13 protein-coding genes are annotated in these 13861 nt (G+C 60.0%); 10 read left to right on the top strand and 3 right to left on the bottom strand.

Annotated elements, in window-relative coordinates; translation table 11 throughout:
* Positions 1 to 3: 3 nt before the first annotated feature.
* Complete coding sequence (locus ACN0SY_RS07010) at positions 4 to 1206, bottom strand: HD domain-containing phosphohydrolase (protein ID WP_417685705.1); 1203 nt, start codon at positions 1204 to 1206, stop codon at positions 4 to 6.
* A 227-nt stretch (positions 1207 to 1433) separates the two neighbouring features.
* On the opposite strand from ACN0SY_RS07010, the gene ACN0SY_RS07015 reads away from it, so the two are divergent.
* From ACN0SY_RS07015 to ACN0SY_RS07025, 3 genes are all read left to right on the top strand, one after another.
* Positions 1434 to 2660: a TIGR03862 family flavoprotein gene (locus tag ACN0SY_RS07015; protein ID WP_417685707.1), complete on the top strand. Its 1227-nt coding sequence runs from the start codon at positions 1434 to 1436 to the stop codon at positions 2658 to 2660.
* Positions 2657 to 3118, top strand: a complete 462-nt coding sequence (locus tag ACN0SY_RS07020) for a YaiI/YqxD family protein (RefSeq protein ID WP_417685709.1) — start codon at positions 2657 to 2659, stop codon at positions 3116 to 3118. The genes ACN0SY_RS07015 and ACN0SY_RS07020 overlap by 4 nt, the downstream gene beginning before the upstream one ends.
* Before the next feature lie 447 nt (positions 3119 to 3565).
* The gene (locus ACN0SY_RS07025) at positions 3566 to 3778 is read left to right on the top strand and encodes a cold-shock protein (RefSeq protein ID WP_417685711.1); all 213 of its coding nucleotides are present in this window, start codon (positions 3566 to 3568) and stop codon (positions 3776 to 3778) included.
* Between the two features lie 87 nt (positions 3779 to 3865).
* Here the strand turns inward: ACN0SY_RS07025 and ACN0SY_RS07030 are convergent, their stop codons facing one another.
* Entirely contained in the window at positions 3866 to 4735 is an 870-nt protein-coding gene (locus tag ACN0SY_RS07030) for a MurR/RpiR family transcriptional regulator (protein WP_417685713.1), read from the bottom strand.
* Between the two features lie 184 nt (positions 4736 to 4919).
* Between ACN0SY_RS07030 and ACN0SY_RS07035 the strand changes: the two genes are divergently transcribed.
* From ACN0SY_RS07035 to ACN0SY_RS07065, 7 genes are all read left to right on the top strand, one after another.
* On the top strand, positions 4920 to 5699 hold the full coding sequence (locus ACN0SY_RS07035) for an N-formylglutamate amidohydrolase (protein ID WP_417685715.1): 780 nt from the start codon (positions 4920 to 4922) through the stop codon (positions 5697 to 5699).
* Entirely contained in the window at positions 5692 to 6288 is a 597-nt protein-coding gene (locus tag ACN0SY_RS07040) for a TRAP transporter small permease subunit (RefSeq protein ID WP_417685716.1), read from the top strand. Before ACN0SY_RS07035 ends, ACN0SY_RS07040 begins: the two co-directional genes overlap by 8 nt.
* The gene (locus tag ACN0SY_RS07045) at positions 6288 to 7628 is read left to right on the top strand and encodes a TRAP transporter large permease (protein ID WP_417685718.1); all 1341 of its coding nucleotides are present in this window, start codon (positions 6288 to 6290) and stop codon (positions 7626 to 7628) included. Before ACN0SY_RS07040 ends, ACN0SY_RS07045 begins: the two co-directional genes overlap by 1 nt.
* 131 nt (positions 7629 to 7759) lie before the next feature.
* Complete coding sequence (locus tag ACN0SY_RS07050) at positions 7760 to 8809, top strand: TRAP transporter substrate-binding protein (RefSeq protein WP_417685720.1); 1050 nt, start codon at positions 7760 to 7762, stop codon at positions 8807 to 8809.
* An 89-nt stretch (positions 8810 to 8898) separates the two neighbouring features.
* Positions 8899 to 10266, top strand: a complete 1368-nt coding sequence (locus ACN0SY_RS07055) for a glutamine synthetase family protein (protein ID WP_417685722.1) — start codon at positions 8899 to 8901, stop codon at positions 10264 to 10266.
* A 101-nt stretch (positions 10267 to 10367) separates the two neighbouring features.
* Positions 10368 to 11756, top strand: coding sequence for an aldehyde dehydrogenase family protein (locus ACN0SY_RS07060; protein ID WP_417685724.1), 1389 nt, complete (start codon positions 10368 to 10370; stop codon positions 11754 to 11756).
* A gap of 83 nt (positions 11757 to 11839) precedes the next feature.
* The gene (locus ACN0SY_RS07065; RefSeq protein ID WP_417685726.1) at positions 11840 to 13003 is read left to right on the top strand and encodes an iron-containing alcohol dehydrogenase; all 1164 of its coding nucleotides are present in this window, start codon (positions 11840 to 11842) and stop codon (positions 13001 to 13003) included.
* Between the two features lie 64 nt (positions 13004 to 13067).
* On the opposite strand, the gene ACN0SY_RS07070 is transcribed toward ACN0SY_RS07065, so the two are convergent.
* Positions 13068 to 13799 carry a gamma-glutamylcyclotransferase gene (locus ACN0SY_RS07070; protein WP_417685728.1) on the bottom strand — a complete coding sequence of 244 codons (732 nt, stop codon included), beginning with the start codon at positions 13797 to 13799 and terminating at the stop codon, positions 13068 to 13070.
* Between the last annotated feature and the right edge of the window lie 62 nt (positions 13800 to 13861).

Below are 13861 nucleotides of genomic sequence, written 5' to 3' on the forward strand. Positions count from 1 at the left end.
CACTCAAGCGCTGATGCGCTCGACACCGACAGTCGCGTTTTCATTCCGGTGCACGCGGATCGGCTGACGGATACCTGCGACCTGATTGTACTGATCAAGTCGCCGGATCGTCGTGCGCGTCAATTGGTGGCCGCGCGAGAGAACCAGTTCGTGGGTGCCGTCGGTCAGGATGTCGTCAACCAGCACATCGCCAGGCCGGAGCGCACGGATGTAGCACAAGGTCACTTCGTCTTCGTGCAATGCATCAAGCTCGTGCTCTTCCAGCAGCGTCGCCCGGGCGATTTCAAGAAGATGCGGATCATACTGGCGCTTGTTGATTGTCAAAGCCTCGAAGGCAGCCGCATCAATGCCGTTTTCCGGACTTGCATACCAAAGATCGGTCAGGAGCTTGATGATCCGCGCAGTCAGCGGGATGTCCTTGCCGGTTGGTCCGTCTTCGGGAAAACCAGATCCGTCAAAGCCCCGGCCCGAAACATAAAGGACTTCGGCGACGCGCTCCAACTGCGGGATGTTCTTCAGCAGATCACGTGTCTGCCCCGGCGCACCGGCAAGAATGACCCTCTGCGGCTCGGTCAGCGTTTTGGCTGCACGATAACGCGCCAGAATTTCCTTCGGCAACAGCGCCTCGCCCAAGGGCGAGAACATCACGGCCATCTCCAGTTCCCAGGTTTTCTTCAGGCCCAGCGCGCGCGCCAGCTTGAGCGCCTGAGGACGCATCACAGTGGTGCGCCGGAAAGCTTCGGAGTGGAACAGCGAGAGCATGTCAATCAACAGCTTTACAGAGCCGGAGAGCGTCTTCTCCAGCAATGTGCGTTCGTGGATAACGCGGGCATGGTGATTCATGCAGGCCTCAATGGCCGAAACCAGTTCCTGCTGGGAGCAGGGCTTGGTCAGGAACATGAACACGCCAGCTTCGTTGATCGCCTGCTTGGCAACATCGAGCGATTTTTCGCCGGTCAGCATAACACGGGTCGCATGGGGTGACATGGCTTCGGTGGACTTCAGGAATGCTGCCCCGCCCCGGCCCGGTAAGTTTGCGCAGGAAACGATAACGGCAACGTTCGTGTTTTCCTTGAGCCACTTGAGAGCTTCTTCGGTGTTGTCGAAGCTGCGCACCGCATATTGACCGACGAACAGACGTTCAAAGGCTGCGCGAACCTTGGGATCGGCATCAACCAATAAGATCTGATTCAAGGTGCGGGCCATTCACGTGCTCCTGCTATGTCTGTTCTCGAACTTCTACGCCCCGATGCTCGTTTCAAAGGCCGTGACATCACAAAATCCTGACCCCTCAAAGCGAGAATGTTACGAAAATTCCTAATAAACCTTATCATCGACTTCGGTTAATTTATTGACTTTAGGTAATATTCACGATCTGCGCTCTTTAAATGCGCAGACCTTTTCTTGAGATCGCTTTCCATTATAAGACCCGAATGCAAGACGTTCTCATCATAGGCGCTGGCCCAGCCGGACTGATCGCCGCCGACAGGCTTTCCGAAAAGGGGTTGTCGGTCACCATTGTCGACCGGATGGCCTCCCCGGCCCGAAAGTTCCTCATGGCGGGCAGAGGCGGACTGAACCTGACCCACAGCGAACCACTTGAGAGCTTCCTGACGAGATACCGGGAGGCGGCGACGTTCCTGGAGCCGCATATCCGGGCATTCCCGCCCGAAGGTCTGCGAGGCTGGTGCCACGATCTGGGTCAGGAAACCTTCGTCGGCAGCAGCGGACGCGTGTTTCCATCCACGATGAAAGCCTCACCATTACTCCGGGCCCTGCTTGCCCGGCTGGCCGCACGTGATGTCAAACTCTTGCCCCGGCTTACCTGGACCGGGATCGACACCAACGGAACCAGTACATTCAAGGATGCAGACGGCGGGTCTTCCCAGATATCCGCAAGAGCTACCTTGATGGCGGTCGGCGGCGCGAGCTGGCCAAAGCTGGGATCGAATGCGGCCTGGGTTGCACCACTGCGCGAGGCCGGCATCACCATTTGCGACTTTCGGCCTGCCAACTGCGGCTTCCTCGTCTCCTGGAGCGACCTTCTCAAGGAACGTTTTGCCGGATCGCCCCTCAAACGCCTGACGCTTTCCATGGCGGACAAAAGCGCGACCGGTGAGGCAGTGATGTCGGAAAAAGGTCTGGAAGGCGGCGTTGCCTACGCTCTATCCGCTGAAATACGGGCAGAAATCGAACAACGTGGCGCAGCAGACCTGACGTTGGACCTGCGGCCGGATCTGTCTCTTGACGCCTTGACCGAGAAACTGTCGCAAAAGCGCGGCAAGCAATCGGCGAGCAATTTCCTGCGCAAGGCTGCTGGTCTTTCTCCAGTCCAGATCGCGCTGCTGCGCGAGGCCGGACCGCTTCCAATCTCAGGACCAGAGCTGGCAGAGCGGATCAAGGCCCTGCCCATCACAACAACCGCACCCTATGAGATCGATCGCGCCATCTCCTCTGCCGGAGGTATCCGTCTTGAAGAAATCGATGAGCACATGATGATGAAGAAGCGGCCCGGGCTATTCGTTGCCGGCGAAATGCTGGACTGGGAAGCACCAACCGGCGGCTACCTGCTACAGGCCTGTTTCGCCACAGGCATTGCTGCGGCAGAGGGCATCGTATCCTATCTCACCAGTACTTCCGGGAGCCGCCAACCGTCATGACTATACTCTATGTCGATGCCGATGCCTGCCCGGTCAAGGACGAGGCGCTCCGGGTTGCCGAGCGCCATGGCGTGGTCATTCGCTATGTCTCCAACAGCTGGATGCGGCTGGCCGAGAGCGACCTCGTGGAACGGGTGATCGTGCCGGAAGGCCCTGACGAGGCGGACAACTGGATCGCCGAGCGGGCAACCAGGGGCGATGTGGTGGTGACAGCCGACGTGCCGCTGGCCTCACGATGCGTGAATACGGGTGCATTGGTGATTTCACCAAACGGCAAGCCCTTTCGTGAGGATGCAATGGGAATGCGCCTTGCGATGCGAGACCTGAATACTCACCTGCGCGAGACGGGAGAAATTCGAGAGGGCGGGCCATCCTTCACCAAGGCCGATCGTTCCCGTTTCCTCAACCAGCTCGAGACGTTGATGCGCGCCGCGAAACGGAAGTCAGAAGAGAGGTAGGGCGCAGGCGCCATTAAAAAACTGCCGCGACCATGGCGGCCATGATCGCCGATCCCCCCAGCGAAATCACCTGAACGTGATGTACACATGGTTGCGGACACCGACCGCCCAGCACCCCGTTAAAAATGACAGGACGCCAGATTGTTACGCCCGACGACAGGCATTCCAACTGCATGATTTTCGCCACAGAAAACTGGATGCAATGAAACTATCACTTGTATTCCGCGGCTCCAGTTCCTAACCTCAATGATGTCGGCATACGTTTTTGCCGCGCGGGACATGAAATAGACCCGGCGAAGAATAGGTTTCGGTACGCTGCTCGCAGCGTGCTCTGAATTTCGAAGCTTTTCCGTTTCTAACTGACTGCTCGTTTCCGCGCACACGTCGGCGGATCCTGTGGTTGGATCGTTTGCCAAGAGTGCGCACAACATACGGAAAGGTTTCTCCATGCGTGAGAACGGCACCATCAAGTTCTTCAACTACGACCGTGGCTTCGGCTTCATCACTCCGGAAAACGGTGGCAAGGACGTCTTCGTCCACATCACCGCTTTTGAACAGGCTGGCCTCGCAGCCCCGGAAGAAGGCGCGAAGGTAACCTTCGTTGCAGAAGACGACCGTCGTGGTCGCGGCAAGCAGGCTGCTCAGCTCGAAATGGCCTGATTGGCCCAGCTGACACTCTGTTGAAGAGTTCATTGAAACGCCGGCGATCTCGTCGGCGTTTTTGTTTTTGCGGTGCTAACGACGCATCTAGAGCAGGCCGTCACCGTCCGTTTCCGGATCATAACCGTTGCGCAGCGCTTCCAGAGCTTGCATGCGGGCTTGGCTGCGTTCCGCGTTCTCGCGCGTGACACCGGCTATCAGCACTTCCGCAATGGCCATGAGAGCCGCGCTCGAATCCCAGGGGGAAGGGACGGCAACCCGCGCGGGAAGAACGAAGCTCGCGATCTTTCCAATTGGCGACATCCAGCTGTCGGTGATCAGCGTGACGGTCGCCCCCTGCTTTGCCGCAGCTTCCGCGAAGCGTATGATTTCGCTTTGGTAGCGGCGAATATCGAAGACGACGACGACGTCCTTCGGGCCGATGCCGATCAACTGGTCGAGCCAGTTGCCCTGCTGTCCGGCGACGTGATTGACGTTCGGACGCACGATCCGCAGATGCGCCGCCATGTAGCGGGCCAGAGCATCGGTAAAGCGTCCGCCGATCATGTGCAGCGTCTTCTTCTCGTCGGCCAGCAGCTTGATCATTCCGGCCAATTCACCCTTTGGCAGATGCTCGAATGTCTCCCGAACGTTTTCGACCAGCTTGTCGACCAAGGGATCAGAGCTGGACGTCGGAGCGGGTTCTGCCATCGCGGATGAACGGGCAAGCGGCGTGTTCAGCTGGTTCTCAAGCTCCCGGCGCAGGCGCATCTGAAAATCGGCGAAACCGGGAAAGCCAAGCCTCGCAATGAAGCGCAGGATCGTCGGGGAACTGACCCCGGCTGCGGCGGCAAATTGGGCAACCGTGCCCAGTCCCTGAATCGGATAATTCGCCAGAAGGGCATGGGCGGCCTTGCGCTCAGTCGCGGTAAACTCTTCAAGTTTATCGTGAATTTCTTCAAGCAGCGGCCGATCCATATGTTGCCTTTCGCCGCGAGCCCAGGTTTTGGACCTGCCCGCAATTTGCCCATCACGGCCGAGATTTGTGTTTGACTTGCCGGTCAGGAATGTATCAAATCATACAAGGTTTGATCGACGACGCAATTCTGTAACAAAAAATACAAACGTTAACGATCGCGTAACCGTGCAAGGGGACCAGCTGATGACAATCGGCACACCGGCGAACGACAGCTTTGCGCCGGTCACGATCGTGAATGAGGCAGGAAGCGGACCATTCGTTCTGGTTTGCGACCATGCCAGCAATTTCATGCCTGCGCCCTATGGCGATCTGGGCCTTTCGAGCAATGATCTGAAGGCGCATATCGCCTGGGATCCCGGTGCGCTGGGCGTATCGATTGGTCTGTCCCGCCTTTTGGACGCACCGCTGGTGCACTCCAACGTTTCGCGCCTGATCATCGACTGCAACCGCGTCGCCGACGCCCCGGACCTCATTCCGGCTCGCAGTGAATTGACCGATATTCCCGGAAACGCCGATCTTTCCGACCAGGAGCGCAAGCGCCGCATCGCCTTGTCGCACGCACCCTTTCACGCGGCCATCGACAAGGTCATCGATGCTCGGCTGAGCGCCGGCATCCCGACAGCGGTCGTGTCGATCCACAGCTACACACCGGTCTACAAGGGCGTCCGCAGACCCTGGGAAATCGGTCTCATCTATGGCGAGGACACCTCGCTGGCGGCACCGGCACTCGCGGCCCTCAGCGCCACGACCTCCTATCAGGTTGGCGACAATGAGCCCTATTCTCCGGCGGACGGCGTCTACTACACGCTCGACCGTCATGGCAGCCAGCGTGGGCTGAAGTCCTTGATGATCGAAGTCCGCAACGACGAAATCGCCGATCCGGCGTCCGAAACTGCCTGGGCCGAGTTGCTGGCACCGATACTTGCCGATGCCCTGGCAAAGGCAGGAGGCGCGAATGCGTAAGCTTGCCTGCACCTACGTGAAGATCGTCGACGGTTTCAACCGCGGCCTCGGACGGATCATCATGTGGGGCATTTTTGGCCTGGCAGCGATCCTGCTGTGGTCCTCGATCTCCAAGACCTTCTTCAACCCGTCCCTGTGGACGCTCGAAGTCGCGCAGTTCGCGATGGTCGCCTACTATGTTCTTGGCGGCCCCTACTCGATCCAGATGGGCTCGAACGTGCGCATGGACCTTTTCTATGCAGACTGGTCGCACAAGAAGAAGGCCTGGTTCGACGCCTTCACTGTCCTGTTGCTGATCTTCTACATCGGCGTCCTGATCTACGGGGCGCTCAATTCGACCGCCTATTCCCTCGGCTATTTCGGCAAGAACAGCCTCGAGTTCTACCGTGATCTGATCGTTGCCTTCGTGACCGGCGGTCCGGATGCGGCCACCGAGGTCATGGGTTACATCGAGCGCAGCCCGACCGCCTGGCGGCCATTCCTCTGGCCGGTCAAATTCATCATGCTTTTCGGATTTGTCCTGATGCTGCTGCAATGCATCTCGGAACTCATCAAGGATATCGCCCGCATCAAGGGAGAGACGGTCTGATGTCCTATGAGTTGATCGCCATCCTGATGTTCTCATCGATGATGCTGATGCTGCTGACCGGTCAGCGTGTCTTCGGCGCTATCGGAGGCATTGCGGCAATCGCGGCCCTGGCCCTTTGGGGTACGGGCGGTGGCGACATTCCCTTCTCGGCGGCAATGAAGCTGATGAAGTGGTACCCGCTGCTCACCCTGCCGATGTTCATCTTCATGGGCTACATCCTGTCGGAGACCAAGATCGCCGACGACCTTTACAAGATGTTCCACGTCTGGATGGGTCCGGTGCCCGGTGGCCTCGCCATCGGCACGATCTTCCTGATGGTCCTGATCTCCGCGATGAACGGGTTGTCGGTGGCCGGCATGGCCATCGGCGCGACCATCGCCCTGCCCGAACTTCTGAAGCGCGGCTACGACAAGCGCATGGTCACCGGCGTCATCCAGGCCGGGTCCTCGCTTGGAATCCTGGTGCCACCCTCCGTGGTGCTGGTGCTCTATGCCATGATTGCCCGCGCACCGGTCGGACAGCTCTGGCTCGCCGGTGTCATTCCGGGGCTGATGATGGCGGGGATGTTTGTCATCTACATCGCCATTCGCTGCAAGCTTCAGCCCGATCTCGGCCCGCCGCTGAGCGCTGAGGAACGAGATGTCTCGAAGAAGGAAAAGTACCGCCTTCTGCTCGCAGGGCTCCTCCCGGTCGTCATCTTCGCGACCATGATGGTGCCCTTCGTGAACGGCTGGACCAGCCTCGTCGAAAGCTCCGCCATCGGCGCGCTGACAGCCCTTCTCGCCTCTGTCGTGAAGCGCCGGCTGACCCTCGACATCCTGACAAGCTGCGTGAAGAACACGCTCGGCATCTCGTGCATGTTCATGTGGATCATCCTCGCCGCCCTCGGCTTCGGCGCCGTGTTCGACGGCCTGGGTGCGGTCAAGGCAATCGAGAACCTCTTCACCGAGCAGCTCGGCCTGAGCCCATGGATGATCCTGATCCTGATGCAGATCTCGTTCCTCGTCATGGGAACCTTCCTCGATGACACGGCCATGCTGGTCATCGTGGCACCGCTCTACGTGCCGCTGGTGGGAACACTTGACCTCGGAATGCCGCGCAACGAGGTTCTGATCTGGTATGGTGTGCTCTACACGATCACGACCCAGATCGCCTATATGACGCCACCCTTCGGGTACAATCTGTTCCTGATGCGGGCCATGGCGCCGAAGGAAATCACCATGCGCGACATCTACGCTTCCATCACGCCCTTCGTGGCCGTGATGGTTCTTGCCCTGGCAATCATCATGGCGTTCCCGCAGATCGCCCTGTGGCTGCCGGATCATGTGTACGGACGCTGACCGTCGACGGGAGATCATCAAAAGGACAACAAGACGGCAGACAGACGACCAGTAATTTGGTTCCCTGAAAACAATCGCCAAAAGGCACGGGGCACCTTCGATATCATCACTCTGAAGGGGAGTATCTCGACATGACCAATAGACGTGATTTTCTGAAGAAGGCCGGTGCGGGCACCGTCGCTGCCGCTGGCGCCGCAACCCTTGCCGCCCCCGCCGTTCACGGCCAGGCGCCAATCAAGTGGCGCCTGCAGACCTATGCAGGTCCGGCACTTGCCGAGCATGTCATCAAGCCGGCTATCGATGCCTTCAACAAGGCTGCAAACGGCGAAATGGTGATCGAACTCTACACCGCCGACCAGCTGGTCCCGACCGGTGAACTGTTCCGCGCCATGCAGCAGGGCACCATCGACGCGGTCCAGTCCGACGACGACTCCATGGCGTCTCCGACCGAAGTGACCGTGTTCGGCGGCTACTTCCCGTTCGCCTCCCGCTACTCCCTCGACGTGCCGGTGCTGTTCAACCAGTACGGCCTGAACGAGATCTGGGACGCGGAATACTCCAAGGTCGGCGTGAAGCACATTTCCGCAGGCTCCTGGGATCCGTGCCACTTCGCCACCAAGGACCCGATCCGCTCGCTCGCCGATCTGCAGGGCAAGCGCGTCTTCACCTTCCCGACCGCCGGCCGCTTCATGAGCCAGTTCGGCGTCGTGCCGGTCACCCTGCCGTGGGAAGACATCGAAGTCGCGGTCCAGACCGGCGAACTCGACGGCATCGCATGGTCCGGCATCACCGAGGACTACACGGTCGGTTGGGCTGACGTGACCAACTACTTCCTGACCAACAATATCTCGGGCGCCTGGGCCGGATCGTTCTTCGCCAACATGGAGCGCTGGAACGAACTTCCGGATCACCTGAAGACCCTGCTGCAGCTGGCAATGGACAGCTCGCACTACTATCGCCAGTGGTGGTACTGGGGCGGCGAAGCGTCCCTGCGCGTCAACGGCACCAAGATGGAACTGACCACGATTCCGGATGCGGAATGGGCGACCGTCGAGGAAGCTGCCGTGAAGTTCTGGGATGAGATCGCGGCCGAGTCCGAAACCAAGGCCAAGGTCGTCGAGATCTTCAAGAAGTACAACGCCGACATGCAGAAGGCCGGCCGGCCCTATCGCTACGGCTAAGCCATCTCAAAAAACCAACATGCCGGTTCGGGGCCTCCCCGGACCGGTTTCCTTGAACAGATAAAGCTCTCAAACGGAACTGAACCCAAATGTCTGGCAATCTGACTTTCGATGCACTCAAGGCGGCCGTATCGAGCGGTGAAATTGACACCGTTCTGGTCTGTATCGTCGACATGCAGGGACGCCTCATGGGCAAACGGTTCCATGCCCAGCACTTCATCGACAGCGCCTGGGAAGAGACTCATTGCTGCAACTACCTGCTGGCAACCGACCTGGAAATGTACACGGTCGAGGGCTATGCCTCGACGAGCTGGCAGGCAGGGTACGGCGACTATGTCATGAAGCCGGATCTTTCGACCCTGCGCTTCGTCCCGTGGCTGGAAGGCACCGCAATGGTGCTGTGCGATGTCCAGGATCATCATACCCACGCGGACGTGCCGCATTCGCCGCGCGCAATGCTGAAGAAACAGATCGCCCGTCTTGCCGAAAAGGGCCTGACGCCGATGATGGCGACCGAACTGGAGTTCTTCCTGTTCGAGAAAAGCTTCGAAGAAATGCGCAAGACCGGCTATCGCGATCTTGAGCCCATCTCCGGCTACAACGAGGATTATCACATCCTCCAGACCACCAAGGAAGAGGACGTGATGCGGCCGATCCGCAACCACCTCTTCAATGCCGGTATTCCGGTCGAGAACACGAAGGGCGAGGCAGAGGCCGGACAGGAAGAGCTGAACATCAAGTACGCCCCGGCCCTGAACTGCGCCGACTATCATGCAATCTCCAAGCACGCCGTGAAGGAAATCGCCTGGTCGAAAGGCCGTTCGGCCAGCTTCCTCGCCAAATGGCACAAGGACCGTGTCGGCAGCTCGTCCCACATCCACCAGTCGCTCTGGACGGAAGATGGCAGGAATGCCTTCTGTGAGGACGGTGCCGAGCTCGGCATGTCCGACACCATGAAGCATTACATGGCTGGCCTGATCAAATACGCGCCGGAGTACACCTACTTCCTGGCGCCCTATATCAACAGCTACAAGCGGTTCCAGAAGGGCTCTTTCGCGCCGACCAAGACCGTGTGGTCGATCGACAACCGGACGGCCGGTTTCCGCCTGTGCGGCGAAGGTACCAAGGCGCTGCGCGTCGAATGCCGGATCGGCGGTTCGGACCTCAACCCCTATCTGGCGCTGGCAGCCCAAATTGCCGCAGGCCTCAAGGGTATCGAGGAAAAACTCGAGCTGGCTCCGCCGACCAATGGCGATGTATATGAGGCAGGCAAAGTGGGCGAGATCCCCGCGACGCTGCTGGATGCTCGTCAGGTGCTGAAAGGGTCGGCGATGCTGCGCGAGGCTTTCTCCGATGCGGTCGTAGATCACTACGTGCGTGCGGCCGACTGGGAGATCGAGGAGTTCGACCGCGTCGTCACCGATTACGAAATTGCCCGGGGCTTCGAGCGGGCCTGACCCCGCCCCCGGACGAGATAGACAGGCCGGAAAGACGGCCGAACACCAATGAATTGACCAAAGCCGCGCTATTGCAGTTTCGCGGCCTTTAGAGGTGCACCATGTCTGAAACGATCAAGCTCGTCTCTCCCGTTGACGGTTCGGTCTATGCGGAACGCCCTGCGCTTAATGACGCAGCCGTTGCCAAAGTGGTTTCCGCAGCCCGGACGGCTCAGGCTGACTGGGCGAACGTGCCGCTCGATGAGCGCGTCGGCTACTGCCTGAAGGCGATCGACGCTCTCAAGTCCATGAACGACGAGATCGTTCCCGAGCTTGCATGGCAGATGGGCCGCCCGGTCCGCTTCGGCGGCGAATACGGCGGTGTCGATGAACGTACGCGCTACATGGGCGGCATCGCCGCCGACGCCCTGAAGGACATCGAACGCAACGACCGCCCGGGTTTCAAGCGTTACCTGAAGCGGGTTCCGCTCGGCATCGTCATGGTCATCGCGCCGTGGAACTATCCGTTCATGACCGCGATCAACACGATCATGCCGGCCCTGATGTCCGGCAACGTGGTGATCCTCAAGCACGCCGCGCAGACGCTTCTCGTCGGCGAACGCCTCGCCAAGGCCTTCGAAATGGCCGGCCTGCCGAAGAACGTCTTCCAGAACATCGTCCTCACGCACCAGGGCACCGAGAAGCTGCTTGGCTCCGGCGTGATCAACCACGTCAACTTCACGGGTTCCGTGGCAGGTGGCCGCGCCATCGAGAAGGCGCTTGCGGGAACCTTCGCGACGCTTGGCCTGGAACTGGGCGGCAAGGATCCCGCTTATGTGCGCGAGGACGCAGATCTCGAATACGCCATCGGCAACCTGGTGGACGGCGCCTTCTACAATGCCGGCCAGTGCTGCTGCGGCATCGAGCGCATCTACGTGCATGAAAGCAAATACGACGCGTTCGTCGACGGCTTTGTCGACCTGACGAGCCAGTACAAGCTCGGCAACCCTTTGGATGAGGCGACCACTCTCGGCCCGATGGCCCAGGCCCGCTTTGCCGCATGGGTGCGCGAGCAGACCAGCGAAGCGCTGCGCAAGGGCGCCAAGGCCCTGATCGATACCTCCAAGTTCGACATGGACAAGGAAGGTACGCCTTACCTTGCTCCTCAGGTCCTGACCAATGTCGATCACCAGATGTCGGTGATGCGCGAAGAAAGCTTCGGGCCGGTCGTCGGGATCATGAAGGTCAAGGACGATGCCGAGGCGCTTCAGTTCATGAACGACAGCCCCTACGGCCTGACCGCCTCGATCTGGACCGAGGATGCCGATGCAGCTGCCGAGATCGGCGACAAGATCGAGACCGGCCTCGTCTTCATGAACCGCTGCGACTATGTCGATCCGGGCCTCGTCTGGACCGGGGTGAAGGATACGGGCAAGGGTGCTGCCATGTCCGAAATCGGCTTCCACAACCTGACCCGTCCGAAGGCCTATCACTTCCGGCTGGAACATTGATCTGATGCCCCTCTTCCGGTTCTGGCCGGCAGAGGGGCAGTTCGGGTCACGTGACTTCCCTCTTGCTCCTTCAGAGAATTCCCATGAGCGCACTTCCCAACGTCAACTGGTCCTATCCGACTTCCGTCCGTTTCGGCGTCGGCCGGATCAAGGAACTGCCCGAAGCGGTCAAGGCCGCAGGCATGTCCAATCCGCTGCTGGTCACCGATCCGGGTCTCGCCGGCCTGCCGATGGTGGCCGATGCCATTGCCGACCTGAAGGCAGCAGGCCTGAACGCCGCGGTCTTTTCCGAGGTCAAGCCGAACCCGATCGACAAGAACATCGAGGCAGGTGTCGCGGCCTACAAGGCAGGTGGCCATGACGGTGTCATCGCCTTCGGCGGCGGCTCGGGCCTCGATGCCGGCAAGCTGATCGCCTTCATGTCGGGCCAGTCCCGTCCGATCTGGGACTTCGAGGATATCGGCGACTGGTGGACCCGCGCCGACGTCAACGGCATTGCACCGATCGTCGCCGTTCCGACCACGGCGGGCACCGGCTCGGAAGTTGGCCGCGCAGGCGTTGTCACCAACTCCGAAACCCACACCAAGAAGGTGATCTTCCATCCGAAGATGCTTCCGGCAGTCGTGATCTGCGATCCGGAGCTGACGGCCGGCATGCCGCGCATGATCACCATCGGCACGGGCATGGACGCCCTCGCCCACTGCCTCGAAGCCTATTCCTCGCCGTTCTATCACCCGATGTCAGAAGGCATCGCCGTGGAAGGCATTCGCCTGGTTCTGGAGAACCTGCCGAAGGTCGCCGCCGACGGCAACGATCTGGTGGCCCGCGGCCATCTGATGAGCGCCGCCGCAATGGGCGCTGTTGCCTTCCAGAAGGGGCTCGGAGCCATCCACTCCCTGTCCCACCCGGTCGGCGCGCTCTATGACACGCACCACGGCATGACCAACGCGGTGTTCATGCCCTACGTGCTGCAGTTCAACAAATCGGCCATCGAAGAGAAGTTCAACCGCCTCGCCGGGTTCCTTGGCATCGAGGGCGGCTACCAGGGCATTCTCGACACGATCCTGAAGCTGCGCGCCGATCTCGATGTGCCGCACACCCTCGCCGGTCTGTTCGTCGACGCTGAAAAGCGCGAGCTGATTGCCGACATGGCTGTTGTCGATCCGACCGCAGGCGGCAACCCGGTCGAGCTGACCAAGGAAGGCGCGCTGGAAATCTTCGACAAGGCGCTGTCCGGCGACGTCTGATCGCGCCTGACATGGAACGATCGAAAGCCCCGGACCTGACGGTCCGGGGCTTTTGCATTTCGGATCAGACTTTTTCCGACCGGTATGATCTGGCCAGATCCCTGAGCCGGAAAAGCTCATCATCCTCAAGCTCAAGCAGCTCGAAAGCGTCTGCGAGCTTTTCCAGGTAGTCGATATTCGGCCCTAGATAGCCTTCTGCCCGGGCAATAAGGCGGGCCGTTTCTTCAAGGCTCATGGGTGCAAGGAGCAGCGGGTTCTCGCGGTTGACGACAAATGCCATTGCTTCGACCGGCCCCAATTCCGTTTCCATCTCCAGAAACTCGGGAGCGTAGGAGCGCAAGAGCATTTCCCGCCGCCAGATGTAGTGGCTTTCCTCTTCCAGCCGCTCCGCATCGACCCTGAAGACAAGGCCATTGCAGGTTCCTCCAAGGTCGAGGCCTGCCATCAGTCCCGGTGTTTCCGGCGTCCCCCTGCCAACCTCTGACTTGAGGCAGAACCGGCGGTGATATCCGTCAAGCGTTGCCCGGCGCACCTCGGAGAACCGGAAGGCCGGGTCCCACATCAGCGATCCGTAGCCGAAGATCCAGATATCCTGCCCCCAGCGATCCTTCAGGGTTTCCCGCCGCGATTGGTCCCGGTTCTCGTCACTCCGGCGCCAATCCTCCGGCAGGCCCATGGCCTGCATCTGCCTGTCCATGTCGCTCAGGTCCAGATTGCGGAAGCGGGAAGTCTCTGGATCAATGATCCTGTCGCGAAGCTGAGGGTGGTGACGAAAGGGATCTGAGAGGTCTGTCATGTGCCTTGCGGAAAGTGTTGGAGCGACCTGGTTCACCTTCGGATCACGATAGAAACGCCAGG

The organism is Roseibium sp. (genome assembly GCF_048261595.1).
In the GTDB taxonomy this organism is placed as follows: Bacteria; Pseudomonadota; Alphaproteobacteria; order Rhizobiales; family Stappiaceae; genus Roseibium.

Excerpts from the sequence above, each read along its gene's own strand:
- ACN0SY_RS07010 (WP_417685705.1), bottom strand. The coding sequence starts at position 1,206 with ATGGCCCGCACCTTGAATCAGATCTTATTGGTTGATGCCGATCCCAAG.
- ACN0SY_RS07015 (WP_417685707.1), top strand. The coding sequence starts at position 1,434 with ATGCAAGACGTTCTCATCATAGGCGCTGGCCCAGCCGGACTGATCGCC.
- ACN0SY_RS07020 (WP_417685709.1), top strand. The coding sequence starts at position 2,657 with ATGACTATACTCTATGTCGATGCCGATGCCTGCCCGGTCAAGGACGAG.
- ACN0SY_RS07025 (WP_417685711.1), top strand. The coding sequence starts at position 3,566 with ATGCGTGAGAACGGCACCATCAAGTTCTTCAACTACGACCGTGGCTTC.
- ACN0SY_RS07030 (WP_417685713.1), bottom strand. The coding sequence starts at position 4,735 with ATGGATCGGCCGCTGCTTGAAGAAATTCACGATAAACTTGAAGAGTTT.
- ACN0SY_RS07035 (WP_417685715.1), top strand. The coding sequence starts at position 4,920 with ATGACAATCGGCACACCGGCGAACGACAGCTTTGCGCCGGTCACGATC.
- ACN0SY_RS07040 (WP_417685716.1), top strand. The coding sequence starts at position 5,692 with ATGCGTAAGCTTGCCTGCACCTACGTGAAGATCGTCGACGGTTTCAAC.
- ACN0SY_RS07045 (WP_417685718.1), top strand. The coding sequence starts at position 6,288 with ATGTCCTATGAGTTGATCGCCATCCTGATGTTCTCATCGATGATGCTG.
- ACN0SY_RS07050 (WP_417685720.1), top strand. The coding sequence starts at position 7,760 with ATGACCAATAGACGTGATTTTCTGAAGAAGGCCGGTGCGGGCACCGTC.
- ACN0SY_RS07055 (WP_417685722.1), top strand. The coding sequence starts at position 8,899 with ATGTCTGGCAATCTGACTTTCGATGCACTCAAGGCGGCCGTATCGAGC.
- ACN0SY_RS07060 (WP_417685724.1), top strand. The coding sequence starts at position 10,368 with ATGTCTGAAACGATCAAGCTCGTCTCTCCCGTTGACGGTTCGGTCTAT.
- ACN0SY_RS07065 (WP_417685726.1), top strand. The coding sequence starts at position 11,840 with ATGAGCGCACTTCCCAACGTCAACTGGTCCTATCCGACTTCCGTCCGT.
- ACN0SY_RS07070 (WP_417685728.1), bottom strand. The coding sequence starts at position 13,799 with ATGACAGACCTCTCAGATCCCTTTCGTCACCACCCTCAGCTTCGCGAC.